The organism is Prevotella sp. LMAG:51 (assembly GCF_008680225.1).
In the GTDB taxonomy this organism is placed as follows: Bacteria; Bacteroidota; Bacteroidia; order Bacteroidales; family Bacteroidaceae; genus Prevotella; species Prevotella pectinovora.
Genome location: NZ_NALQ01000017.1, coordinates 14,833 through 37,177 on the forward strand (window position 1 = coordinate 14,833; position 22,345 = coordinate 37,177).

Sequence of the window (22,345 nt, forward strand, 5' to 3'; positions counted from 1 at the left end):
TAGACGAGCGGACAAGCAGGTTAACAAGCAAACAAGCCGGCTCATCTACTCGTAAACTAAATATAAATCCCCGATGAACATAAACCTACTTACTGAGGTTGAGGTAGAGAGCCTCAACCGTCTTATCGATGAAGCAAATCATATTGCAATATACACACACCGCAGTCCCGACGGCGATGCCATCGGTTCGACACTCGGTATGGCAAACTATCTGAAACAGAGAGGAAAGGAAGACGTGAAGGTCATCGTGCCCGACATGTTCCCGAACTTCCTGCAGTGGCTGCCGGGCACGATGGACATTCTGAGACACGACAAGAAAAAGGAGGAGGCAGAAGCGGCTACCCGCAATGCTGACCTGCTGCTGTGTCTCGATTTCAGCGATGCAAGCAGGACGGCTGAACTGGAACCGCTCATCACGGAGTCTACGGCCCACAAGGTGCTTATCGACCATCATCTGAACCCGACGGTGGATGCCGACATCAGCGTGTCTCACCCCGAGGCGTGCAGCACATGCGAACTGGTGTTCCGACTGATATGGCAGCTTGGCGGATTCGAGGAGATGGACAAGGATGTGGCAGTGGCGATATACTGCGGAATGATGACCGACACGGGAGGTTTCACATACAACTCCAACCGTCCGGAGATATTCTTCATCATCAGCCAACTGCTCACAAAGGGAATCAACAAAGACAAGATATACCGCAACGTGTTCAACAACTACAGTCTCTGGCGACTGAGACTGATGGGCTACGTGATGTATACCAAACTTAACGTATTCGCAGAATACCATGCCGCTTATTTCACTCTGACAAGGCGCGACCTGAAGCATTTCCATTTCATGAAGGGCGATGCCGAGGGACTCGTCAACATGCCGCTGCAGATAAAGGGCATGAAACTGAGCATCTCACTGCGCGAAGACACAGAGAAGCCTGACACCATTTGGGTGAGCCTGAGGTCGGTAGACGATTTCCCCTGCAACAAGATGGCAGAAAAATACTTCAACGGCGGCGGACATCTCAATGCCTCCGGCGGTCATCTGAACTGCACGATGGACGAAGCTGAGATGCTTGTGAACAAGGCTATCAGAGAATTCCGCTGGTAAGCCACAATGCATTCATGACAATGACGCCACGTTAAAGTAACGTAATAAGCCAGTGAGAATAATAGGTATTTGAACAAATATTCGTATTTTTGCAAGGATAAATTCCAACGAATAAAAATGACAATGAAGAAAATAGCATACTTCCTGATGACGCTCGTGGCAGCAGTAACGGTATTCTCAAGCTGCAGCGACGACGAGACATACGCCGACCAGAAGAAGCGCGAGAGAAATGCCATCAACCGCTATATCAGCGAAAAAGGCATCAAGGTGTTGAAAGAAAGTGAGTTTGAAGCCAATGGCTGCGTCACCGACACTGCAAAAAACGAATTCGTTTATCTCGACGACTCCAACGTATACATGCAGATAATACGCAAGGGATGCGGCAAGAAGATTGAAAAGGGCGAGACAACCACTGTGCTCTGCCGCTACGAGGAATACAATTTGCTTACCGACTCCCTGCAGTCAACCAACATGATCGGTTATTACATCTCTGTAGTAGACAAGATGAACGTGCAGAACACGAGCGGCACATTCACCGCCTCTTTCGAAGCCGGCGAGAGTCTGATGTATTCGCTCTATGGCAGCACATCGGTGCCAAGCGGATGGCTCGTGCCGTTTACCTACATCAACGTGGGCAGACCTGAGAAGGAGGGCGACGAGATTGCCAAGGTAAGACTCATCGTGCCTCACACACAGGGACACCAATACGCTACGAGCGGTGTTTATCCATGCCTGTACAACATCACTTACGAAAGGGGAAGATAAACCTATACAAAACAATAAGGCGGGCGAAAGCTTGCCTTTTTTCATCACAGATGATTATAATTAACAAAATATTCACTCACCAATGAAAAGGAATTCAAAGATATGACACTGATAAAGTCTATTTCCGGTATCCGCGGAACGATAGGCGGACAGACAGGCGACACGCTGAATCCGCTGGACATAGTGAAATTCGTGACGGCATACGCCACATTCATCCGCAAGAGCGGAAAATCTGACAGCAACACCATCGTTGTGGGCAGAGACGCACGCATCAGCGGCGAGATGGTTCGCAGCGTGGTGTGCGGTACATTGATTGGCATGGGCTACGACGTGCTCGACATCGGTTTTGCCACCACTCCTACTACGGAGCTTGCCGTTATAATGTCGAAGGCTGCCGGTGGTATCATCATCACAGCCAGCCACAACCCTCGCCAGTGGAACGCACTGAAACTACTGAACAACGAAGGCGAGTTCCTCACAAAGGCTGACGGCAACGAAGTGCTTGAGATTGCCGAGAAGGAAGACTTCAACTATTGCGACGTTGACCACCTGGGCCAATACAAGAAGGACGACACGTTCAACAAGAAGCATATCGACTCTGTGCTCAACCTCGCTCTCGTAGACAGAGAGGCAATCAGGAACGCACATTTCAAAGTATGCGTAGACACCATCAACTCTGTGGGTGGCATCATACTGCCGAATCTCTTCGAAGCTCTCGGAGTGGAATACAAGATTCTGAACGGCATCCCAGACGGAGATTTCAACCACAATCCTGAACCGCTGGAGAAGAATCTCGGTGGCATCATGGGCGAGATGGCAAATGGCGGCTACGACCTGGGTATCGTGGTGGACCCTGATGTTGACCGTCTGGCTTTCATCTGCGAAGACGGAAAGATGTTCGGCGAGGAATACACTCTCGTGTCTGTTGCCGACTATATCCTGGCTAACACCAAGGGTGGCGGTAACACCGTTTCTAACCTGAGCAGTACAAGAGCCTTAAGAGACGTAACAGAGCGCTACGGCGGCACCTACACTGCTGCTGCCGTGGGAGAAGTGAACGTGACGACAAAGATGAAGGAGGTGGGAGCTCTCATCGGTGGCGAAGGCAACGGCGGAGTGATCTATCCTGAGAGCCACTACGGTAGAGACGCTCTCGTGGGCATCGCCCTCTTCCTCTCTTCACTGGCTAAGAAGGGTATGAAGGTGAGCGAACTGCGCAAGTCCTTCCCTAACTATTTCATCGCCAAAAACCGCATCGACCTCACTCCGTCAACCGACGTCGACGCTATCCTCGTGAAGGTGAAGGAGATGTTTGCCGGCGAGAAGGACGTGAAGGTTACAGACATCGACGGTGTGAAGATTGACTTCCCCGACAAGTGGGTTCATCTGCGCAAGAGCAACACCGAACCAATCATCCGTGTCTACAGCGAGGCGCAGACAATAGAAGAGGCTGACGCTATCGGAAAGAAGCTGATGCAGGTGGTGTATGACATGCAGTAAGGCTAAATTCAATTGGTGTGAAGCATCAAATATAAACGAGGTGAAGCCCATCGATGTGTGACATCAAAATCAACGATGGGAAACAACAAAAATCAGCGATGGGAAACATCAAATATAATGATGCACAACATCAAAGGAAATGATGCACTAGATGTAAGACAATCAAGATAAACAAACGACGCAGTTCGAAGGACAACACCTTGAACCGCGTCGTTTTATTTTATACTGATAATGGACAAAAAAAATGCCCAAGAGGGGCAACACCCGAAGCAAGAAACGTGCCCCATGTGAGAAAGCAGCTTGCCCCATGTGAGAAAGCAGCTTGCCCAATATGGGCAAGCCCCGTGCCCAATTTCGAACCATTTCCCCTATGTTTGAGAAGGCAATCTGGAGCCGTCATAGACTAACAGCTTCTGATGCAAGAAAAGTAACCTACAGCTGCCATACACTAAAAGCAACTTATGCAAGAAAAGTAATCTGCATCTCCCCTACGGGGGAGAACGAGAGGGGGCTGAAGTCAGTGGAAAAGAATACAATACAGATGATAACCATCGCATAATTACACTAGCCCCCACCTAACCTCCCCCGTAGGGGAGGGACGAATAGCAAATCTTACAAAAGCAGTTTATATTGACAGACTGCTATGCAATCACTCTGCCACCAGCTTCTTTCCCTCGCCATACGCCTGGTGGGCAATTCTGTTTATGATATTCTCAGCCATGTCTACGGCGATGCTACCGAGCGCCTCACACTCCGTGAAGCCCTCACACGCCTTGGAGAGTGTGGCAAAGGAACCACAGAGCAGCGACTCGAAATTGCGCTTGTATTCGCTCACCATCACATCATAGAACTCATCTGAACGGCAGGCGAAGCGCATCAGATCCATCGGCGTGGTCTTGTTGCCGGCAGCTACGAAAGCCTGCAGCTCGCGCTCCAGTTCTTCTTCCACGTAATTGATACGGGAGATGGCGAAGAACACTTCCTGATTGAAAATCCTGGACACATCCTCGATATGCTCCGACATCACCTTCTTCACGTTCTTCGGCTCATACACGGTCATGTCGGCACTGTCGGCAGACTTGCCTTCTATCACTCCGAGAGTGAAATACTTAAAAAAAGTGCGCACCACAGCGGCGAGCACTTTGTCTTTTCCTATATTCTCCATAATCTGTTATTCAAAAGTCTTGAACTCATATCCTTGTTCCTTGAGCCAGCGCAGCGACTCTGGCAAAGCATAATGCAGTTTGTCGATGCTCTTGAGCGAATCGTGGAAGGTGATTATCGATCCGTTGCGGGCATAGCGCTTCACGTTGGCAACGATATCATCGGCTGTCATCCACTTACTGTAGTCGCGGGTCACGAGATCCCACATCACGATGCGATACTTGCGGCCTACCCAGAAATACTGTTCCCAGCGCATCCATCCGTGTGGCGGACGGAAGAGGTGGCTATGTATGAGATCGTTGGCTTTCTGCACATTCTCACTGTAGGAACGCGTGGTATGCTTGAATCCTCCCCAGTGGTTGAAGGTGTGGTTGCCCACTTGATGACCTGCCGCCACGATCTGGTCGTACAGCTCAGGATGCTTGCGCACATTGTCGCCCACCATAAAGAAAGTGGCATGGACACCGAACTCAGCGAGAGTCTTCAGAATGAATGGTGTTGCCTCGGGGATAGGACCATCGTCAAACGTGAGGTATACAGCACGCTCATTCTTGTCCATCCTCCATGTCGCTCTGGGATATAGCCAGCGCAACCATATTGCCGGTTGCTCTATAAACATATTTTGTCTTGTTGTTTTCTCGTTAGAGATATGATATGAGAAGACAGTCTATCGCCTGTTTCTGCCCTACTCCACTGTCATCATGGGGTTGTAGGCTGTCATGCGATAGACTGTCTGAAAGTTCATCTTATTCCTGCGGCATCTGTCCGCCTCTTGCTGAATACTGCTGTGCCACACGGTTCAGGATACCGTTGATGCGGCGTGCCTCAGCCGGGTCGAAACTGTTTGCCACCTCAAGTGCCTGGTTCAAGACATAAAGCTGAAGCATGCAGTCGCGCTGCGACATGAGGAAGCGGTCTTGGCTGAGCGAGAGATACCAGTTGGCATACTGCTCCGCGTTCTTCACCACATATCCGAGCATCTGCTTTGCCTTCGCCTTGTTGCCGATCTCGGCGTAGGCGGCGGCATAGTCGAGACCTCCGCTCATGAAGTTCACCGGCACGTTGTATGCCGGCATCATCTTGTCGGCATAGGCGAGCACCTTGGCAGCCTTGTCTTTCTTGCCCTCTATGATGAGATGCAGGGCGAGGGTCGACATCAGCTTGCGGTGGGTGTTACACATGCGCATCACGGTCTCGTCGAGATAGAGTCCCGGTTTGTCGAGGCCGCCGAACTTGAATCGCTTCATCACGTTGTAGTATGTCTTCTCCGTGTCGAAGTTCTTAGCGTTGCCCTTGTTTGTGGTAAACGGCGTGATGCGGTTGGCGAGTCCCTCCTGGATGAAGTTGTCGCCGAGGTTCATGTAGTTCTCCTGTCCCACGGTCATCGCAACATAGATAGGACGCACCCAGTTGCTCTGTGCGATGAGCTCGAGCATCATGAGGTCGCTCTTGTAGAGGGCGTTCTTGCCCTTCAGCGAGATTACCATGCGGTCTGGAATGGTGTCGCTCGCCATCATCATGCCGCTCTTGCGCACGGCGTCCTTGTCTATCGTCACATAGAGTGTGTCGGTAGGGATGAAGTGGCTGTCCTTGTCGCGGCTGCGCACCCAGTATTTCAACACGTTCTTGAGTTCGAACGGATTGTCGCCCCACTGTGCCTTTGCCTGCTCCGGATACTCCTTATAGAAGTTGAGCACCTCCTGCTTGGCGTCTGGATGCACCTCGATGTATTCGTTGGTGCCTGAGCAGTAGTCGAGTCTCGGCCATGTGATTGGCAGCGACGGCGAGTCGTATGCCGGGCGCACCATCTGGTCGATATACCAGTCGGTCTGCAGATACGACAGGTTGCAGACACGGGCATCGGTACGTATTCCCTCAGTATCCTGGTCATACCAGAGAGGGAAGGTGTCGTTGTCGCCGTTGGTGAAGATGATCGGATTGCCCTTGTCTTGCAATGACATGAGATAGTTCTGTCCGAAATCGCGGCAGGTATATCTTCCGCTGCGGTCGTGGTCGTCCCATGTCTGGCTTGCCATCTGTATCGGCACGAGCAGACAGGCAACCGAGATGGCTGCTGCCAATGCTACATTGTCTTTCTTGAACTTCTCTCTTATCAGGTCGATGATTGCTGCCACACCCATTCCGCACCATATCGCGAAGGCATAGAATGATCCTGCGTAGGCATAGTCGCGCTCACGAGGCTGCATAGGTGTCTGGTTGAGGTAAATCACGATGGCGAGTCCGGTCATGAAGAAGAGGAAGAACACCACCCAGAACTGCTTTGTTCCCTTGTCGCCCTTGGCGAGTGCCTGCCAGAAGAGTCCGATAAGACCGAGCAGCAGCGGCAAGCAATAGAACACGTTGTGTCCCTTGTTCTCCTTGAGGTCGTCAGGGAGCTTGCTCTGGTCGCCGAGACGCAAGTTGTCAAGGAACGGTATTCCTGAAATCCAGTTTCCGTGCTCCAGCTCTCCATTGCCCTGCAGGTCGTTCTGACGACCGGCAAAGTTCCACATGAAGTAGCGCCAGTACATGAAGTTGCACTGATATGAAAGGAAGAAGCGGATGTTTTCGAGCTGTGTAGGCATCTTCACCTGGATAGGCTCTCCGCATCTGTCGTAGTCCACGTTATATCCGTCTACTCCGCCCATCCAGCTCTCGTAGGCATCGGCATGGGATGAGTCGTACATACGTGGGAACACCATGTTCTGGGCATAGTTATACTTGTCTTTGGTGTTCACTATGAAGTATGAGTCTTTCTCGTCCTTGCTTGCTTTCTCCTTGCGCTGGTACACCGGTTCTCCGATGGTCTTCGAAGGAATGCAATACTGTCCGTCTTCGTCGAATTTCACCTGTGAGGTGTATGCCTGTCCGTAGAACAGCGGACGGTCGCCATACTGGTCGCGGCTGAGATAGCTGCCCAGAGTGAAGATATCCTCCGGAGAGTTCTGGTCCATCGGCGGATTGGCGGTAGAACGGATCACGATTACGGCGTATGTGGAATATCCTATCATCAGCATCAGCATGGAGAGCAGCATGGTATTCTTCATACGGGCGGTGATGAGGTATTTGCCGTCTTTCTTGTATTTCAGGGCGAGATACAATATTGTAAGCACCACGACTCCGATTACCACTGCCGACCATCCGAATCCGTAGAACGGAATACCGAGCAGGCCAACGGAGAGCACGAACGAGAGGTTGCCCCTCAAGCCGTTGTTGCCGTTGAAACTCTCGTAGATAGCCCACACCACGGTGGCCACGAGCAGCATGATGTATATTATCACTCCTGTATTGAAGCTGAAGCCGAGGGTGTTGACGAAGAAGAGCTCGAACCATCCGCCCACCTTGATGATGCCTGGCACTACTCCATAGAGTATCGCCGCAACGATGATGAACGAGATGAAGAGCGCCACGAGAGAGCCCTTGCCGTTGGCATTCGGGAATTTGCGATAGTAATATACGAGCACGATTGCCGGCACACAGAGCAGGTTGAGCAGGTGGACACCGATGCTCAATCCCGTCATATACATGATGAGCACGAGCCAGCGGTCGCTATGGGGCTCGTCGGCATGGTCTTCCCACTTCAGTATGAGCCAGAACACCACTGCGGTGAAGGCTGACGAATAGGCGTAGACCTCTCCCTCTACGGCGCTGAACCAGAAGGTGTCGCTGAACGTGTATATCAGCGCACCCACCATTCCGCTCGCCTCGATGGCGATGAGCTTTGACTTGGTGAGGTCTTCCCATCCGTTGAGGAGCAACTTACGCGTCAGATGCGTGATGGTCCAGAAGAGGAACAGGATACACGTGGCACTGAGCAGGGCGCTCATGGTGTTGACCATCCTCGCCACCTGCGACGGGTCGCTGGCAAAATGGGAGAAGAGGTTGGCGGTGAGCATGAAGAACGGTGCGCCAGGCGGGTGACCGACCTCCAGTTTGTAACCTGTTGTAATAAACTCCGGACAGTCCCAGAAACTGGCTGTCGGCTCGATAGTGCTGCAATATACAAAGGCCGCAATAAGGAAGGCGAGCCATCCGAGTATATTGTCAACTAATCTAAATTGTTTCATCAAGTTATATTGTTGTTAATGTTTTATGCCAATAATAGATTTGCAAATGTTCCACAAATGATTTGCAAAAATACTAAATTTAAAGCGAGCAGACTCACATTTTTTATATTTTAACTGATAAAGCCATAAATATGCCCCCAACAAAGGGGCACCCCGTTCTGGAATCATCAATTCCCGAACGTCTTCCACTCCGGCAATTCCGGAACGGGAGCCTCAACGCATATCGGCTGCTTGGAGACAGGATGCACAAACTCCACCCTGCGGGCGAGCAGCGAGATGCTGCCGTCGGGATTGCTGCGTTTGGCACCATACTTCAGGTCGCCCTTGATAGGACAGCCGATGCTGGCGAGCTGACAGCGTATCTGATGGTGACGGCCGGTGAGGAGCTTCACTTCGATGAGGGTGTAGTTGTCTGTCGCACCGATCACCTTGTATTTCAGTATCGCCTTCTTGGCACCGGGCTTCTCGCGGTCGTAGCTATAGCTCTTGTTCTGCTTCTCGTTTCTCACGAGCCAGCTCTCTATCGTTCCTTCCTCGTGGGGCGGACGGTTCTTGGTGAGCGCCCAATATGTCTTGTGCACGTCGCCCGTACGGAACATGTCGTTGAGTCGCGACAGGGCTTTCGACGTGCGCGCAAAGACTACAAGTCCGCTCACCGGACGGTCTAAGCGGTGTACCACGCCGAGGAACACGTTGCCGGGTTTGGCATACGCCTCCTTGATATACTCTTTCACGGTGTCGGAGAGCGGCTTGTCGCCGGTCTTGTCGCCCTGCACAATCTCTCCGCTGCGCTTGTTGACGATGATGATATGGTTGTCTTCGTAAACTACGTTCATGCCTGATGGATAAAAAAACTTCAAAAAAAAGAAGCTCACCCCTACCCTTCCGGAATGAAGGCACAGTGGACGAGCTTCTCTAAACCTTAGATATGTATCTGAATTACATGTTCATTCCGCCGTCGATCTGGATAACCTGACCGCTGACATAGCTTGACATGTCTGAAGCCAGGAAGAGGCATACGTTGGCGATATCTTCTGTCTGACCGCCACGGCGCAATGGAATCTTCTTCATCCAGTCCTTGCGGATATCCTCTGGCAGCTGGGCTGTCATGGCTGTCTCGATGAAGCCTGGAGCAACGGCGTTGGCACGGATGCCCTTAGGTCCGAGCTCCTGGGCGATACTCTTGGCGAGAGCAATCATACCTGCCTTTGAAGCGGCATAGTTGCACTGGCCTGCATTGCCGTGGACACCCACTACAGAAGCCATGTTGATGATAGAACCACCGCGCTGGCGCAACATGATTGGAGAGCAAGCGTGGATGAAATTGAAGGCTGACTTCAGGTTGACGTTCAGCACAGCGTCCCACTGAGCCTCTGTCATACGCAGCATAAGTCCGTCTTTTGTAATTCCGGCGTTGTTCACGAGGATGTCGATAGAACCGAAGTCGGCATGGATCTGCTTCACGGTCTTCTCTGTCTCGGCAAAGTCGGCAGCGTTGCCGGCATAAGCGCGGCAGGTCACTCCAAGTGCCTCGATTTCCTTGCGTGTGGCCTCAAGGCCTGCTGCCATATCGTCGTTGAGCACGAGGTCTGTGAATGCGATGTTTGCACCCTCCTGGGCGAATTTCATTGCGACAGCCTTACCGATGCCGCGTGCCGCACCCGTTATGAGTGCTGTCTTACCTGTTAATAATCCCATTTTCGTTGTATTTATATTTATAATATGTATATACTGTATTTCTATCTACCCGTCACCGCCCTTCGGATTCTGATCGCTGAGAAGGATGAAACTGCCTGACGCTTCAATCCTGACGCGCACTGTCTGAATTCTTGTTCGTGATCTTGCCCAGCGCACCGTATACCACCTTGGCGACAAGCGGTTTGCTCGCCTCAGGAGTGATGCCATGACCCAGGCGGCCACAGATATAGGGCACTTCCAGTCCCTTGATGCAATAGTGGGTGATGTCGGCTACGAGTTCCACGTTGTCGATGTCGAACTCTCCTTCGCGCTTGCCGTCGGTATACACCTTGCGGAAGAGTTCTATCTCATCCTCGTCGAAATGCTTCCTCACCTTCTCCACCATCCAGATGTTGCGAAAGAAGGCGGCTCTCAGATTACCGTTTCTCACCACGGTTTCCTTTATCATGCTCAGATGGGTGTATATCAGTTCGATGATCTTGTCCTGAGGCCTGACATTCCTCGCCGCCACCTCGTCAAGCTTGTCCGACAAGCGCTCCAGCTCTCCCTCTATCACGGCATAATAGATGTCTTCCTTGCTGCTGAAATAGGTATACAGCGTGCGGCGCCCCTTGCCTGAAGCCTGGGCGATATCGTTCATAGTGGTGTTTTCGAGTCCGTTGCGGGCAAACAACTGTCTTGCCACATCAACCAACTTCTGTCGGGTCTTTGATATTGACATGATAATATGATAAGTGTTCCGTGTATGTTCCACCGGCCATGGCGCTCAGACACACACCGATTGTACCCTCGATGCACATCCCGTCTTCTTGCACACGGCCATTAACATGTGCAAAAGTATTTATTTCTATGGAAATTGCAAAATAAATAACCATTTATGTTCTGTTTTTACATCTTTTTTAACCCCAATAGTCTGTTTACGACCTGTCGCCACCTTTATTAGCCACATAAACCTCCGCACGGAAACTGGATATCCACAAGACTTCACCACGAGCATTCACCCCTGACAAATTAAACGTGCTAATGACTGTTTTTGAGTGTTATAAATATGAATGTCCTCTTCTCATCCTGCCACAGACACCCTGCACACCTTATAATATAATGCCCTTCCGACACGAATCCGAAATATCCGCTACCGACCTATAGACAACAATCTGCCAAACCCCAAATGTCCATATATTACGGACCCATATAAGCCATTCCACCGCAATCTCTCCGCCGCATCCATCACGTTCGTACCAAACATTCTGAACGGTAACGCTATCATATTGCGGCAATCCCTTCACCGCACACATCAAAACGTCCCAAATACCGATTCGAATCAACAAATACAGCATTATTCCATTGATGCAAGTCAATATTACACCAAATACTAAAGATTTCCGCTGAAAAGTTTTGCAGTTTCCCAAAAACTTCATACCTTTGCACACGCAATCAAGAAATGCACAAATAATCAATATCGCGGAGTGGAGCAGTTGGTAGCTCGCCAGGCTCATAACCTGGAGGTCGCATGTTCGAGTCCTGCCTCCGCAACTAATAACGACATAACAAGTTGTAAAAACAACGAGTTATGTCGTTTTTTTGGCTTTAGGGTGCGACAAACCCGCGACAAGATAGGGCGGCGAGATATTCGTCTTCGACATGGGCAAACCGGTGAAGATAGTAGACCTGGCGAAGCGTATGATATCGCTGTCGGGAGCCAAGAACATAGAGATAAAGTTCTCCGGACTGCGTGAGGGCGAAAAGCTGTATGAGGAGCTGCTTTCCACCAAGGAGAACACCATACCGACGAACAACCCCAAGATCATGGTGGCAAAGGTGCGTGAGTATGACTATGAGGAGGCGAAGAAGAACGAGGACGAGCTGCTCAGGATTTCATACACCCACGACGACATGGCGATAGTGAAGAAGATGAAGGAGATTGTGCCGGAATACAAGTCGCAAGTAAGCAAATACGAGGTGTTGGACAAAAAATTACCCCCCAATAGCCTAATGCACGGCAGAAGCCGAGCACTAAGTTCTCAAAAGAATAACGGGCAAGTGCTACCTCTGACGATATGTAAATCGTGTAAGAGGCAGCACTTGCCCGTTTTAGGTTTATTTGCGGTGTGGCAGGCTGGCGGTCACTCCCTGAAAAAGATATTCCAGAGAAACAGGGCATTGCCGATGATATAGCGGCGCCACATGCGCTTAGGCTCCTTGAGCAGACGGTAGAGCCATTCCAGTCCGTGACGCTGCCACCACATCGGTGCACGCTCCACGGTGCCGGCGAAGAAGTCGAAGACGGCTCCGATAGTGCCCACATGACAGTGGATATCCAGTTGCTGCCAATGAGAGTAGGTCCATTTCTCCTGCTTGGGTGCCGTCATTCCAATCCACAGCAGGTCGGGGTCGGCGGCATTGACAGCCTCAACTATGCCACGGTTGTCGTCGGCAGAGAACTCCGGTTTATATGGCGGTGAATACGTCACCACCCTGAGATGAGGATACACCTCGGCGGCACGTTCCACTATCAGATCGAGCACACGCTGCGAACTGCCCATAAACATCACGGTCTTCTTCGCCTCTGTGGCTCCGCAGGCATCGTCAGCCAATCCCTCTCCTGCCCTATGACACATGGCACTGAGCTCCTCCAAGCGTTTCATCTCAAACTCGAAGAGGTCCCATCCTGCAATACGCTCCCTGGGCTGCGACTTCGCCTTTATCCATCGGCAAGCCTTCACCACGCTCACTCCGTCGGGAATGAGCACATCGCCGCGCATAAGCGCCTCGGCAAAGAGGGAATCCTTTCGCGCCGTGTTATACGAATGGGCATTGATGGTATTGATAAGCAGTTTCCCCTCAGGCAGCGTTTCAAGTTGCGCCTTGCTGCAGAGGATATCCAGGTTTTTAAGTTTGAACATCTTATTATTTCCTTAAAATTTTCTCATACCACTCCATCATTGTCTTGGCCTTTTCTTCCCAAGACAATTCCTGCTGTCTCTCTTTACAGTTCTCCGACAATTGTTTCAGCAAAGACCTATTATCCTCAAGTTCGTTGAGCAGTTTGGCAAAGTCACTAACAGACTGGCAAGGGAAAGAAAGAGGAATCTTTCTACCTACCTTGTCATTCACGGCATCACCCTGACCGCAAGTGTCAAAACAAACGACAGGAAGATTATTGGAAATAGCTTCCAGTACTACATGGGGAGTACCCTCAGCAACACTGGTAAAGAGGAAGATATCCGACTTTTGCATGATATCCTGTACCTCATCGTGACTCACAGCACCATGCCAAATACACTTATCAGCAATACCATAACTCTTTGCCAATGATTGATAAGATTCTGCATCACCACCACCCATAATATGAAGACGGAGTTTGTTGTTTTCAGATTTGGCTACAGTTTGTAAAGCTAAAGCAAGTTGCTTGCGGAAATCCATTTTGCCAACCCAAAGGACATCAAAGGTCTCTTTATCTGTTTTATCCACAATAGGATGATCCTGAACATAGCATCCCGTCTCATTAAGAAGAGGCGAATCTATATTCATATATTTTCTGAAAGAGCGTTGCGAGTTAGATGAGGCTGAGAATATAACCGATGACTGGCGTGCAGCAAGTAGCACACGTTTAGAATATCTCAATTGGATACCAGTCAAGAAATTTTTCAGGCGCATAAACAACTTGGTTTTCAATCCAGCACCATCCAAATAAGCAACAGGAAACTTATCCTTGGCATCCACAGGTCCCCATACAAACGGCACACCATTCTCCTTCGACAGTTGCCAGAGATATCCCGGCTCACGGAATCCTATCATATTCAGCTGATGCAGTATGTCTATATGTTCTTTCTGGCAGATATCCTTAGCCAAGAGATACGTCTTCCACTGCCACTCACGATAATATTTGTAAAAGCGCCAGTCGCCCTGATTCCAGCACATCTTGCGGATTTTCTCCGACACGGGGTTATAATAGAAGTGCATGTTCCCGCCTTGCTCCAGGGTCGGCACCACGGTCTCTATCTTCTCGCGAAACTCCCCTTCGGTAATGATATGCAGTTCGCAGGACTTGGCGAGATTGCTCACCCAGTTCCATGCCATTCCCGGCTCACTCCCCATACCCGGCGAGCAAGCGTATGCATTGATTAAGATTTTCATCTGTTTCTAAAATTTATTTTTACTCCTCCTCCACACTTGCTTCAGACCTCTCAATACGAAAGCAAAGAAATGCTGGGATTCAATATCGATATCCAATGAGAAAACACGGCGGAGAATATCATTATCATGAACTATATGCGTATCAAGAGTCATTTTCACATCATTATCCACATTCTCTTCATGAATGATCTCTATCCACATCGGATGCTTCTTTTCATGGATATGATGCACCTTGGCAAATCCGCGCTTCTCCAGCAGGAAATGGCTGCCAAAGCCATAGCAGGTTCGGAGAGCGGACAGAGAAATATCTGAAGACTGCAGATATTCTGCTAAAGTCAGAAAATGATTATTGGGATAATAGATACGAGTGGTGAAATGTCCTAACTCTGTATAGGTCTGCAATCCATAATCAAAAGACAGGAAGCGTTTTTCATTAGGAGTCAGACGGAAGGAAAGACATTCAGACTGCACACGCTCCACAAAGTTACTAGCGATACTGTCGTCATTATCAAGATAAGTGGTAAGGCATAAATCACCATCCTTCCATCCCCCTTGTTTCAAATCTGTCAACACCACATGCCGGAAGATATCAGCAAACCTATAAGCATATTCAGCCTTAACGACGACAAACCTGATTTGAGGACAAAGATTACGATAAGTCTTGATCTTCTCCCGATATACAGCAGGAGTACCTTCGTCCACCAGTAAAATCCAACTGAAGCTCTGACAAGTTTGCCCTTTCACAGAAGGCAGGCAATAAGTTTCAAAAAGCGCCATTCTCTTTTTGAGCCATTCCTCCCGAACTATAGCATCACCATTCTTGTCCTCCCTCCAGAGAGTCAAATTAAATCGAGTGAGCAGATAATGATAAATCATTTTCATTTTTTTTGATCTCCTCTTCCGTAAATCTCATTTTGATCAGTTTGGCAGGAATGCCACCGATAATACTGTAAGGAGGAAAAGATTTAGTGACAACAGCACCAGCAGCAACTACAGAGCCACGACCGATAGTCACACCTTTGAGGATGGTAACATTTGCACCACACCAAACGCCATCTTCGATAACGACAGGCTGGTCATACACATTCACCCCATCCACAAACTTCTCCTCAACAGTAACATCCGTAATATACTTACCCAAGATGTCAATGCGATGGTCACCGGTGATTATCGTAGGCCTAGGACCGAAGAGCACCTTCTTGCCAATAATACATGGTGCATCCGTACAATAGATAGTACTACCTTTTGGAATAGAAGTACCATCCCCTACAGACAAGTTCCATAAGCCCTTGATATCCGAAGACATCGGACGGATATATACCCCTTTGCCACAGTGCTTCATACACCGCTTCCATACAGGAGCCCACATCTTGTCCCACAGATACGAAGGAACAAGACTTATCTTTTGCAATAGATGAAAAATATTCATGATTTCTAAAAGCCAATATTATATATACACCTCAAATTTATTGGCAAGATTGCTCACCCAGTTCCTTGCCATTCCCGGTTCGCTGCCCATTCCCGGCGAGCAGGCGTTTGCATTGATTAGAATTATCATATAGTAATAATATTAGCCCAGGAGAACTGTTTCATACAAATTCTCCACACTCTCATTCACTCTCTCCGGTGCGAACACCCTTTCGCCAAAGGCTTTAGAATAAACCGCAATATCCATTCTAAGCTCAGGCGATTCTATTAGGCGCTTCAATTGGCAGGCTAATGCCTCAGCATCATCAAATGGGAAAGTCAGGCAATTTCTGCCCTCCTCTATCACGTCGGGCAGACCGCCCACCGGCGTCGTAACCACTGCGACGCCTCTTGCCCATGCCTCCAGCACGACCATCGGGAATCCCTCATGGCGCGAGCACATACAGTAGATACTCGCCTTGTTCCAGACGTCGTCCTTCTGCTTGCCCGTGATATACCCCGTAAAGGTGATACAGTCGTCAAGCCCCATATCGTGGCACAAACGGCTGTAGCCCTCCACGTCGCCGTTACCCATAATCGTGATGTGCCAGTCGGGGAAGTCGCCGCGCAGCCGCTTCCACGCCTGCAGCAGCAAGTCGGCACGCTTGTTCTCGTCCAGGTGCGCAGCAAAGATGATGCTCTTTTCCTTGATAGAATAGTCCACTGCAGGTGTCGGAGCGCAAGCGTTGTAGATCACCGCCGTCCTCGCCTTCACCCTTGGGTAGAGCGTCTCGAAGAGGTTCTGCCACTTCTTCGCCAGGAGCACCACACGGTCAGCCCGATTCAGACACCATATAAACAATTTGTTCTTTGTATGGTCCTCCAACTGGTTGCCCATGTGCACGTGCATGATAATCTTCTTTCTGCCAAGTAATGCCAGCAATAGCACAGGCATTTGAATAATCAGACAAATCCTGTCAGGCACCGTATGGAAATGTACGATGTCGTATCCCCATATCGTGAAGAGCGCCTTGGCGTATGCCTTCAGCGCATACCATAGCTTCACGCCATAGTTGCGCTGAATCTGAGTGCCTAACCATCCACAATGGTATTTCTGCCAAAAGGGCATCCCCTTCATCAGTCTGACGACACTCGCCACGCCTCCCCCACTCTGCTCAGCAGAGCCAACCATTAAAACTTTAGACATTGATTACAAAAAAAACTATTTTCTCACAATACTTCTCCATATCACGGAAGCATAGGTGTTGATTCTAAACCACATTTTTACAATCAGTGGTGGTTGGTGATTATTACTCGACCATTATAAGTAGCCATACATATTAATACTACTTGTTCCACTTACAATAATCTTGAAATTCACTCCATAGTTCCGCATCCTTGTTCAAAAAAGCATACTTAAATCCCAAGGCAGACTGTTCTATAGACAATTCCTCAATGACAAGTTGTTTGTTTTCCTCGGTAGGATCTATTTTATAAGCTGCAACCCTTCGCAAGAAATTGCGATAAACACTCATAAAGTCATTCCAAAAACGATTTTCCATCAAGTTACGACAGATACCTTTCCCATTGAACAACTTATCCAATAGTTCTTTTAGTTTGGCCAACTGGGGATTGATTTTACTTATGCGGAAGTCAGCCTTTTGAGTCTTCAAATTGATCGTTTGAGATATTACATTCTCAAACTCCAATTGATTAGGCAAGGGAATATCATCATAGTAATGCTTCTTGCGGTCATTGCAATAATTGCAAGCGAGAAATAGATTCTCCCATTCGTTCACCTTTTCTTTGTTATTTGTGCGCGATACAATATGCTCTACCTGATAATCAGTAGTTACCTTTCGTTCACATAGATAGCATTTGTCTTTTTGATCATTCAATATCGCTTGCTTCACTTCGTCACAAGTATATCCTGCTTCTGCGAGTTTTTCTGGAGCCTTATCTGATTTATATACCTTTATCATACAAACTCCTTTCTTGTATTTGGCATAACTGCCAATGCTGCATAATATCGCTCTTTGATAGTAGGTGCAACTGCATCAGGAATTTTATCCAAATCCCTCTCTATATTTTTCAATTCATCCTTCTCCAAAAGAGACAAAGAACTCTTCTGCGACAACTCTTCAAATCTCGCAACACTCTCAAGCAACTTTCCTGATGCCAATTCCACGCCGAAATACCCCTCTGCCAAAGCATCGTATGAGTAATCTGTCAAATCAGAGATTACCTCATGGCGCAACAAGTCATATGCTACGGCATTGTTCAAGGAGTTGAGTACAAAAGGAGAATGAGTCGTCACAATCAACTGGATATGAGGGAACAATGTTGTGAGCAAAGGTAAAATCTCCCTTTGCATTTTAAGATGTAAATGAGTCTCAATCTCATCTATCATCACGATGCCAGGGGTATTGAAAGCTCTTTTCAACATGTCCTTGCCTTGCATCTTCAAGATCAAATCCACGATAATGTCAAGAGCAGCCGAATAGCCTGCCGACAACTCTGTGAACTTAAACTTCTTGCCATATGAATGGATGTAAAAAGCATAAGTCTTGAAATCAAACTCTAAGTTCAATTCGTCATCCTCAAACAAACGACGAAGGATATTCTGAAATACCCCAAACCATTCGTCTATCTCATGGGCATATTCCTTAGCATTCTCACCATCCGCTAAAGCACGCTGCACCTTCAAGTCCACCAAGAACTTGATGAATTCACCCACTTTGTTGACTTTGATGTCACGATATTCCAAATTTGGCTTCTCTGGGTTCTTGACCTCCTTAAACTCAGAACGTCTTTGGTCGCCATAGTATGCCAACAGAAATTGCTTATCCGAAATTGCTTTAGGCAGTAACTCGACCTCGTTCAGAGATAAACTTACCTTACCAGATAAATTTTCTATTTGTTTAGTCCAATATTCGACCCCTTTTTGCCACTTAATTCTCTCTTCATTTGTTTTAGCGGAAGCCAAAAGTCTTTCATTATCTTTTAAAGACTTCTCATAATTTAAAAACAACAAGTCAGAATCATTTGCGATTTTTTCAAGATAATCCACAATTGCCCCCAACAACAAGGTCTTACCAGTACCATTTGGACCGGTTATCAACAAATGTTTCATCTTACCTGCTTCACAGACATTGATGTCAATGCCTGATAAATGAAAGAGTTTTTTAATATGAATAGACTTTAAGTATATGCTCATAACTTGGTTGTATTTATTGATTATAAAACAAATTTAGTACTTTTATCAATAACTTGCAAATTTTCAGCAAATTTCATTTCTGTTTTTAACCCAAATCGCTTTCTATGTTAATATCCAAATGTTTTGACCATTATTTTCAATTTATGCTGAGATTTTATATTCAGGGGTGAATGTTTGGCGATTTCTGACCATGGCTGTGACCAAATGTACAAGTTTGTTCTTGACATTGTTCAGTGCAACCTGCTTCTTCTTTCCTCGTTCTACGAGGCGCATGTAGTACCTCGCCATAATGGGATTGAAGTTGACGGCAGCTAGTGCCGCTTGCGTCAGCATGGCCTTTATCTGGCGGTTAGCCATATAATGTACATGCGGATCGGAATGCACACTGGTTCCCGAATCTTTGCCAAATGGAGCTAGGCCGTAATAGCAGGCAATCTTGCGTGAGTCGTAGTTGAAACGCCGGAAGTTGTCGGTGTACACCATCAGGCACACAGCGTTCTGCGTTCCTATGCCAGGCACCGAGGTCACGATGGTGAACACCTCGGTGAGTTCCTCGTCCGACTTGATGAGATCGGCAATGCGCTTATCTATCTTCTCTATCTCCTTATTGAGTTCAGAGACGATGTGCCGTCCGCTCTGCGAAATCATTGTCTTGACTGGCGACTTCTCCATAGTGAGTCGCTTTTCGCCTCTACGCACCTGGAAACTGCATCTGTGTCTTACGATCATCTGACGGTATAGGAACAGCTCACGCAGTTGTGTAAGCGACTCGCTAAGAGGCTCGTACATAACGGCTTTATCGTAATTCCTCATGGCGTATTCTGCAATCATCGAGGCGTCAGCACGGTCAGACTTCAATCGTCTAAGACCAGATGCGTCTTTGATGCTCTTTGCGTTCTCAAGCCACATGTCGTAGCCTTTACCGTAGAGGAAGTTGCACAGTCCCTTGCTGTAGTCGCCCGTGTTCTCGCCACAGAAGAGCCACAAGGACGAGTCGATACCGCAGGAATTCTGCTCAACCCACTTGACCAACTGCCTATAGCCAGACACGGTTGTCTTGAACTCGTTGAACACTCTAGCAGCGGTTTCTGCCAGTCCGTCTGCAAAAAGGATAGCCACATCAACTTTTTCTTTCGAAAAATCAACTCCGATAAATAAATTCTTCATAACTTTGTACGAGTTATATTGTGTAGAATTGGTCAATAGTTGTATGGACTAACACTCTAACAAGGCTCAGAGCCGATAACTTTCTATCTGGTCTTTGCAACTATGTCGATGAGGACCTAAACGATTTATAGCTTTACGGCTGGGTCATTAGCTGGTTTACCTCTTCGACAGACCGATTCTACCTTTTTACAACAAAGGTACGAAACTGTCTTTAGCAATCATAGTTTTACCTTGATTATTTTGGAGTTTATGCGACTTCGTCGCAATCTTCTGCAAACTTAGAGGTCATTAGGGCTTGCCTGGATTTTGTTCTTTTAGAAGAGTGGATTTTGTTTGGCTTTTAATGAGTAATAGCGAGCTATTGCGAATTAAAAACAAGCAAAAGACACCTTATAAAAAACAAAAGACTGCAAGCAGTAAATATAAAATACAATAAACGGCCTAATGACCGTTTTGGGTTTAACGTTTACTTGCAGTTCTTTCAGTTAAGGTAACCATTCTGCAAAACACTTCTGCCACTTCTTCGCCAGGAGCACCACACGGTCAGCCCGATTCAGACACCATATAAACAATTTGTTCTTTGTATGGTCCTCCAGTTGGTTGCCCATGTGAACATGCATGATAATCTTCTTCCTGCCAAGTAATGCCAGCAAGAGCACAGGCAGCTGGATAATCAAACAAATCCTGTCAGGCACCGTATGGAAATGTACGATGTCGTATCCCCATATCGTGAAGAGTGCCTTGGCGTATGCCTTCAGTGCATACCATAGCTTCACGCCATAGTTGCGCTGAATCTGAGTGCCTAACCATCCACAATGGTATTTCTGCCAAAAGGGCATCCCCTTCATCAGTCTGACGACACTCGCCACGCCTCCCCCACTCTGCTCCGCAGAGCCAACCATCAAGACTCTAGTCATTTGGTGTTCTCCGCTTGTTCACTTACTGTTGCAGCCATCTGGCGTTGCCTTTCAATCATCATATTCCTGTTGGCATTCAGACAGAGAGCAAGGAGCATGCAATATCCCATACCCTTACCAGAGAGCCATGAAGAGTCAGCCATCTGCTCGATGGCGAGACAACAAACAGTGATCATCGCCACTCGATAATAGCGCATATCCTGAATAACATTTATCTCCTTGAACCTTCGTTTCCAGAACCACAAGAAAAAGAAAACTCCGACAATTCCAAACTGTGCCAAAGTAGGATAATATGCATCACAAATAAAGCCTCCCCCTTCGTCAAGTCCCCAAATGTCATTCAAATTGTATTTATAGTATAAAGGCGAATAAAATTTCCATGCTCCATTACATGCAAATGTTCCAAATCCCGGTCCGAAGGGTAAATAATCACACAAAATCTTCAGCGACGTTTTGTATGTCATAGGACGTGCCAAATATTCATTGTTCAATCCTGATACATAATAAGCATCAAAACGTGTCCATGTCACAGTCAAGACAATTGTTGCTATTACAGTGCAATAAAGGATTGTTTTGGGAGACCTGAAATTAAGACGCTTTTTCAAGAAGTAGATAAAGGCGATAAAGCAGACCACCTCACCCATAAACTTGTACTTAGGAGCTATCATTCCCATCAAGACCAGCAATAACGCAATATTGCGGTTGCGCTTTGTCTGCTTTGTCAACAGATACCATGACATACCCGTACAAATAGCCAACTGGCCAAGAACCGGGAACTCTGCATTTCTATTTTCAAAAGAGTCCGGATGATAGATTATCCATGACACCAATGTCAAGACCATCGTCGCCAGCATCCATTTTTTCTGTTTCCTCGAGAATTGAGGATTCAGAATCCAAGTACAGAAAATAATGGTATACGGACGGACCTCCTGCATCAAGTCAAGCAGAATGCCTCCCAAGACATTGACGCCCCAAATCAATGAATAAACGAAATAAAAAGCTATGATGCCCAAACATACTATAAACTCTTTACTTGGTTTTCTGTTGATGTAGCGTTTCCGACACATCAGCAATGTAAACAAGAACAAGATGATTGTCATCATCTCATCTATATTGGAGAAGCCTGGCAAATCATTGTATGCTATACATGTAGGGAAATATATTATCCAATAAAGGGTAAAAAAACGAGCAATACCTTTCATTT

General features: G+C 47.7%; 20 protein-coding genes, 1 tRNA gene and 1 pseudogene. 6 read left to right on the forward strand and 16 right to left on the reverse strand.

Annotated elements, in window-relative coordinates; all coding sequences use genetic code 11:
• Positions 1–73: 73 nt before the first annotated feature.
• The 4 genes from CCC32_RS05890 (at position 74) to CCC32_RS05905 (ending at position 3,926) form a co-directional block, all read left to right on the forward strand.
• Positions 74–1,102, forward strand: a complete 1,029-nt coding sequence (locus tag CCC32_RS05890; RefSeq protein WP_287072989.1) for a DHH family phosphoesterase — start codon at positions 74–76, stop codon at positions 1,100–1,102.
• Between the two features lie 123 nt (positions 1,103–1,225).
• Complete coding sequence (bamK, locus tag CCC32_RS05895; protein ID WP_042518790.1) at positions 1,226–1,867, forward strand: BamK family beta-barrel-assembly machinery protein; 642 nt, start codon at positions 1,226–1,228, stop codon at positions 1,865–1,867.
• 102 nt (positions 1,868–1,969) lie between these two features.
• Positions 1,970–3,367 (forward strand): phosphoglucosamine mutase, encoded by a 1,398-nt coding sequence (gene glmM / locus CCC32_RS05900; protein WP_287072992.1) that lies wholly within the window; start codon positions 1,970–1,972, stop codon positions 3,365–3,367.
• Positions 3,368–3,737: 370 nt separating this feature from the next.
• Entirely contained in the window at positions 3,738–3,926 is a 189-nt protein-coding gene (locus CCC32_RS05905; RefSeq protein WP_287072993.1) for a hypothetical protein, read from the forward strand.
• 90 nt (positions 3,927–4,016) lie between these two features.
• Here the strand turns inward: CCC32_RS05905 and CCC32_RS05910 are convergent, their stop codons facing one another.
• From CCC32_RS05910 to CCC32_RS05935, 6 genes are all read right to left on the reverse strand, one after another.
• On the reverse strand, positions 4,017–4,532 hold the full coding sequence (locus tag CCC32_RS05910; protein WP_044065385.1) for a hypothetical protein: 516 nt from the start codon (positions 4,530–4,532) through the stop codon (positions 4,017–4,019).
• 6 nt (positions 4,533–4,538) lie between these two features.
• The gene (locus CCC32_RS05915) at positions 4,539–5,150 is read right to left on the reverse strand and encodes a polysaccharide deacetylase family protein (protein WP_022315593.1); all 612 of its coding nucleotides are present in this window, start codon (positions 5,148–5,150) and stop codon (positions 4,539–4,541) included.
• Between the two features lie 127 nt (positions 5,151–5,277).
• On the reverse strand, positions 5,278–8,598 hold the full coding sequence (locus tag CCC32_RS05920) for a glycosyltransferase family 117 protein (protein ID WP_287072996.1): 3,321 nt from the start codon (positions 8,596–8,598) through the stop codon (positions 5,278–5,280).
• A 167-nt stretch (positions 8,599–8,765) separates the two neighbouring features.
• Positions 8,766–9,434, reverse strand: a complete 669-nt coding sequence (locus tag CCC32_RS05925; RefSeq protein WP_042518783.1) for an RluA family pseudouridine synthase — start codon at positions 9,432–9,434, stop codon at positions 8,766–8,768.
• A gap of 103 nt (positions 9,435–9,537) precedes the next feature.
• Positions 9,538–10,296 carry a 3-oxoacyl-[acyl-carrier-protein] reductase gene (gene fabG / locus CCC32_RS05930; RefSeq protein ID WP_022315590.1) on the reverse strand — a complete coding sequence of 253 codons (759 nt, stop codon included), beginning with the start codon at positions 10,294–10,296 and terminating at the stop codon, positions 9,538–9,540.
• 103 nt (positions 10,297–10,399) lie between these two features.
• The gene (locus CCC32_RS05935; protein WP_042518781.1) at positions 10,400–11,017 is read right to left on the reverse strand and encodes a TetR/AcrR family transcriptional regulator; all 618 of its coding nucleotides are present in this window, start codon (positions 11,015–11,017) and stop codon (positions 10,400–10,402) included.
• 739 nt (positions 11,018–11,756) lie between these two features.
• On the opposite strand from CCC32_RS05935, the gene CCC32_RS05940 reads away from it, so the two are divergent.
• Positions 11,757–11,829, forward strand: a tRNA-Met gene (locus CCC32_RS05940).
• Between the two features lie 84 nt (positions 11,830–11,913).
• A pseudogene (locus tag CCC32_RS05945) lies at positions 11,914–12,270 on the forward strand (polysaccharide biosynthesis protein); the annotation flags it as partial.
• Positions 12,271–12,419: 149 nt separating this feature from the next.
• Here CCC32_RS05945 and CCC32_RS05950 read toward each other — a convergent pair.
• From CCC32_RS05950 to CCC32_RS05995, 10 genes are all read right to left on the reverse strand, one after another.
• Positions 12,420–13,199, reverse strand: a complete 780-nt coding sequence (locus CCC32_RS05950) for a WecB/TagA/CpsF family glycosyltransferase (protein ID WP_287072999.1) — start codon at positions 13,197–13,199, stop codon at positions 12,420–12,422.
• A 4-nt stretch (positions 13,200–13,203) separates the two neighbouring features.
• Positions 13,204–14,433, reverse strand: coding sequence for a glycosyltransferase family 4 protein (locus CCC32_RS05955; protein WP_287073001.1), 1,230 nt, complete (start codon positions 14,431–14,433; stop codon positions 13,204–13,206).
• Between the two features lie 6 nt (positions 14,434–14,439).
• A complete protein-coding gene (locus CCC32_RS05960; protein WP_287073002.1) occupies positions 14,440–15,315 on the reverse strand; it encodes a glycosyltransferase in 876 nt (291 codons plus the stop codon).
• Positions 15,278–15,862, reverse strand: coding sequence for an acyltransferase (locus tag CCC32_RS05965; RefSeq protein WP_082026248.1), 585 nt, complete (start codon positions 15,860–15,862; stop codon positions 15,278–15,280). The genes CCC32_RS05960 and CCC32_RS05965 overlap by 38 nt, the downstream gene beginning before the upstream one ends.
• 141 nt (positions 15,863–16,003) lie before the next feature.
• A complete protein-coding gene (locus CCC32_RS05970; protein ID WP_287073004.1) occupies positions 16,004–17,047 on the reverse strand; it encodes a glycosyltransferase family 4 protein in 1,044 nt (347 codons plus the stop codon).
• A 139-nt stretch (positions 17,048–17,186) separates the two neighbouring features.
• Positions 17,187–17,822, reverse strand: a complete 636-nt coding sequence (locus tag CCC32_RS05975; protein ID WP_287073006.1) for an HNH endonuclease — start codon at positions 17,820–17,822, stop codon at positions 17,187–17,189.
• The gene (locus CCC32_RS05980) at positions 17,819–19,057 is read right to left on the reverse strand and encodes an AAA family ATPase (RefSeq protein WP_287073007.1); all 1,239 of its coding nucleotides are present in this window, start codon (positions 19,055–19,057) and stop codon (positions 17,819–17,821) included. The genes CCC32_RS05975 and CCC32_RS05980 overlap by 4 nt, the downstream gene beginning before the upstream one ends.
• Positions 19,058–19,198: 141 nt before the next feature.
• A complete protein-coding gene (locus tag CCC32_RS05985; protein ID WP_042517114.1) occupies positions 19,199–20,224 on the reverse strand; it encodes an IS110 family RNA-guided transposase in 1,026 nt (341 codons plus the stop codon).
• A 485-nt stretch (positions 20,225–20,709) separates the two neighbouring features.
• Positions 20,710–21,141, reverse strand: a complete 432-nt coding sequence (locus tag CCC32_RS05990; RefSeq protein ID WP_287073009.1) for a glycosyltransferase family protein — start codon at positions 21,139–21,141, stop codon at positions 20,710–20,712.
• Positions 21,138–22,343: a hypothetical protein gene (locus CCC32_RS05995; protein WP_287073011.1), complete on the reverse strand. Its 1,206-nt coding sequence runs from the start codon at positions 22,341–22,343 to the stop codon at positions 21,138–21,140. The genes CCC32_RS05990 and CCC32_RS05995 overlap by 4 nt, the downstream gene beginning before the upstream one ends.
• Between the last annotated feature and the right edge of the window lie 2 nt (positions 22,344–22,345).

Coding starts and splice junctions, on each gene's coding strand:
- CCC32_RS05890 (WP_287072989.1), top strand. CDS start 74: ATGAACATAAACCTACTTACTGAGGTTGAGGTAGAGAGCCTCAACCGT.
- bamK (WP_042518790.1), top strand. CDS start 1,226: ATGAAGAAAATAGCATACTTCCTGATGACGCTCGTGGCAGCAGTAACG.
- glmM (WP_287072992.1), top strand. CDS start 1,970: ATGACACTGATAAAGTCTATTTCCGGTATCCGCGGAACGATAGGCGGA.
- CCC32_RS05905 (WP_287072993.1), top strand. CDS start 3,738: ATGTTTGAGAAGGCAATCTGGAGCCGTCATAGACTAACAGCTTCTGAT.
- CCC32_RS05910 (WP_044065385.1), bottom strand. CDS start 4,532: ATGGAGAATATAGGAAAAGACAAAGTGCTCGCCGCTGTGGTGCGCACT.
- CCC32_RS05915 (WP_022315593.1), bottom strand. CDS start 5,150: ATGTTTATAGAGCAACCGGCAATATGGTTGCGCTGGCTATATCCCAGA.
- CCC32_RS05920 (WP_287072996.1), bottom strand. CDS start 8,598: ATGAAACAATTTAGATTAGTTGACAATATACTCGGATGGCTCGCCTTC.
- CCC32_RS05925 (WP_042518783.1), bottom strand. CDS start 9,434: ATGAACGTAGTTTACGAAGACAACCATATCATCATCGTCAACAAGCGC.
- fabG (WP_022315590.1), bottom strand. CDS start 10,296: ATGGGATTATTAACAGGTAAGACAGCACTCATAACGGGTGCGGCACGC.
- CCC32_RS05935 (WP_042518781.1), bottom strand. CDS start 11,017: ATGTCAATATCAAAGACCCGACAGAAGTTGGTTGATGTGGCAAGACAG.
- CCC32_RS05950 (WP_287072999.1), bottom strand. CDS start 13,199: ATGTTCAAACTTAAAAACCTGGATATCCTCTGCAGCAAGGCGCAACTT.
- CCC32_RS05955 (WP_287073001.1), bottom strand. CDS start 14,433: ATGAAAATCTTAATCAATGCATACGCTTGCTCGCCGGGTATGGGGAGT.
- CCC32_RS05960 (WP_287073002.1), bottom strand. CDS start 15,315: ATGAAAATGATTTATCATTATCTGCTCACTCGATTTAATTTGACTCTC.
- CCC32_RS05965 (WP_082026248.1), bottom strand. CDS start 15,862: ATGAATATTTTTCATCTATTGCAAAAGATAAGTCTTGTTCCTTCGTAT.
- CCC32_RS05970 (WP_287073004.1), bottom strand. CDS start 17,047: ATGTCTAAAGTTTTAATGGTTGGCTCTGCTGAGCAGAGTGGGGGAGGC.
- CCC32_RS05975 (WP_287073006.1), bottom strand. CDS start 17,822: ATGATAAAGGTATATAAATCAGATAAGGCTCCAGAAAAACTCGCAGAA.
- CCC32_RS05980 (WP_287073007.1), bottom strand. CDS start 19,057: ATGAGCATATACTTAAAGTCTATTCATATTAAAAAACTCTTTCATTTA.
- CCC32_RS05985 (WP_042517114.1), bottom strand. CDS start 20,224: ATGAAGAATTTATTTATCGGAGTTGATTTTTCGAAAGAAAAAGTTGAT.
- CCC32_RS05990 (WP_287073009.1), bottom strand. CDS start 21,141: ATGACTAGAGTCTTGATGGTTGGCTCTGCGGAGCAGAGTGGGGGAGGC.
- CCC32_RS05995 (WP_287073011.1), bottom strand. CDS start 22,343: ATGAAAGGTATTGCTCGTTTTTTTACCCTTTATTGGATAATATATTTC.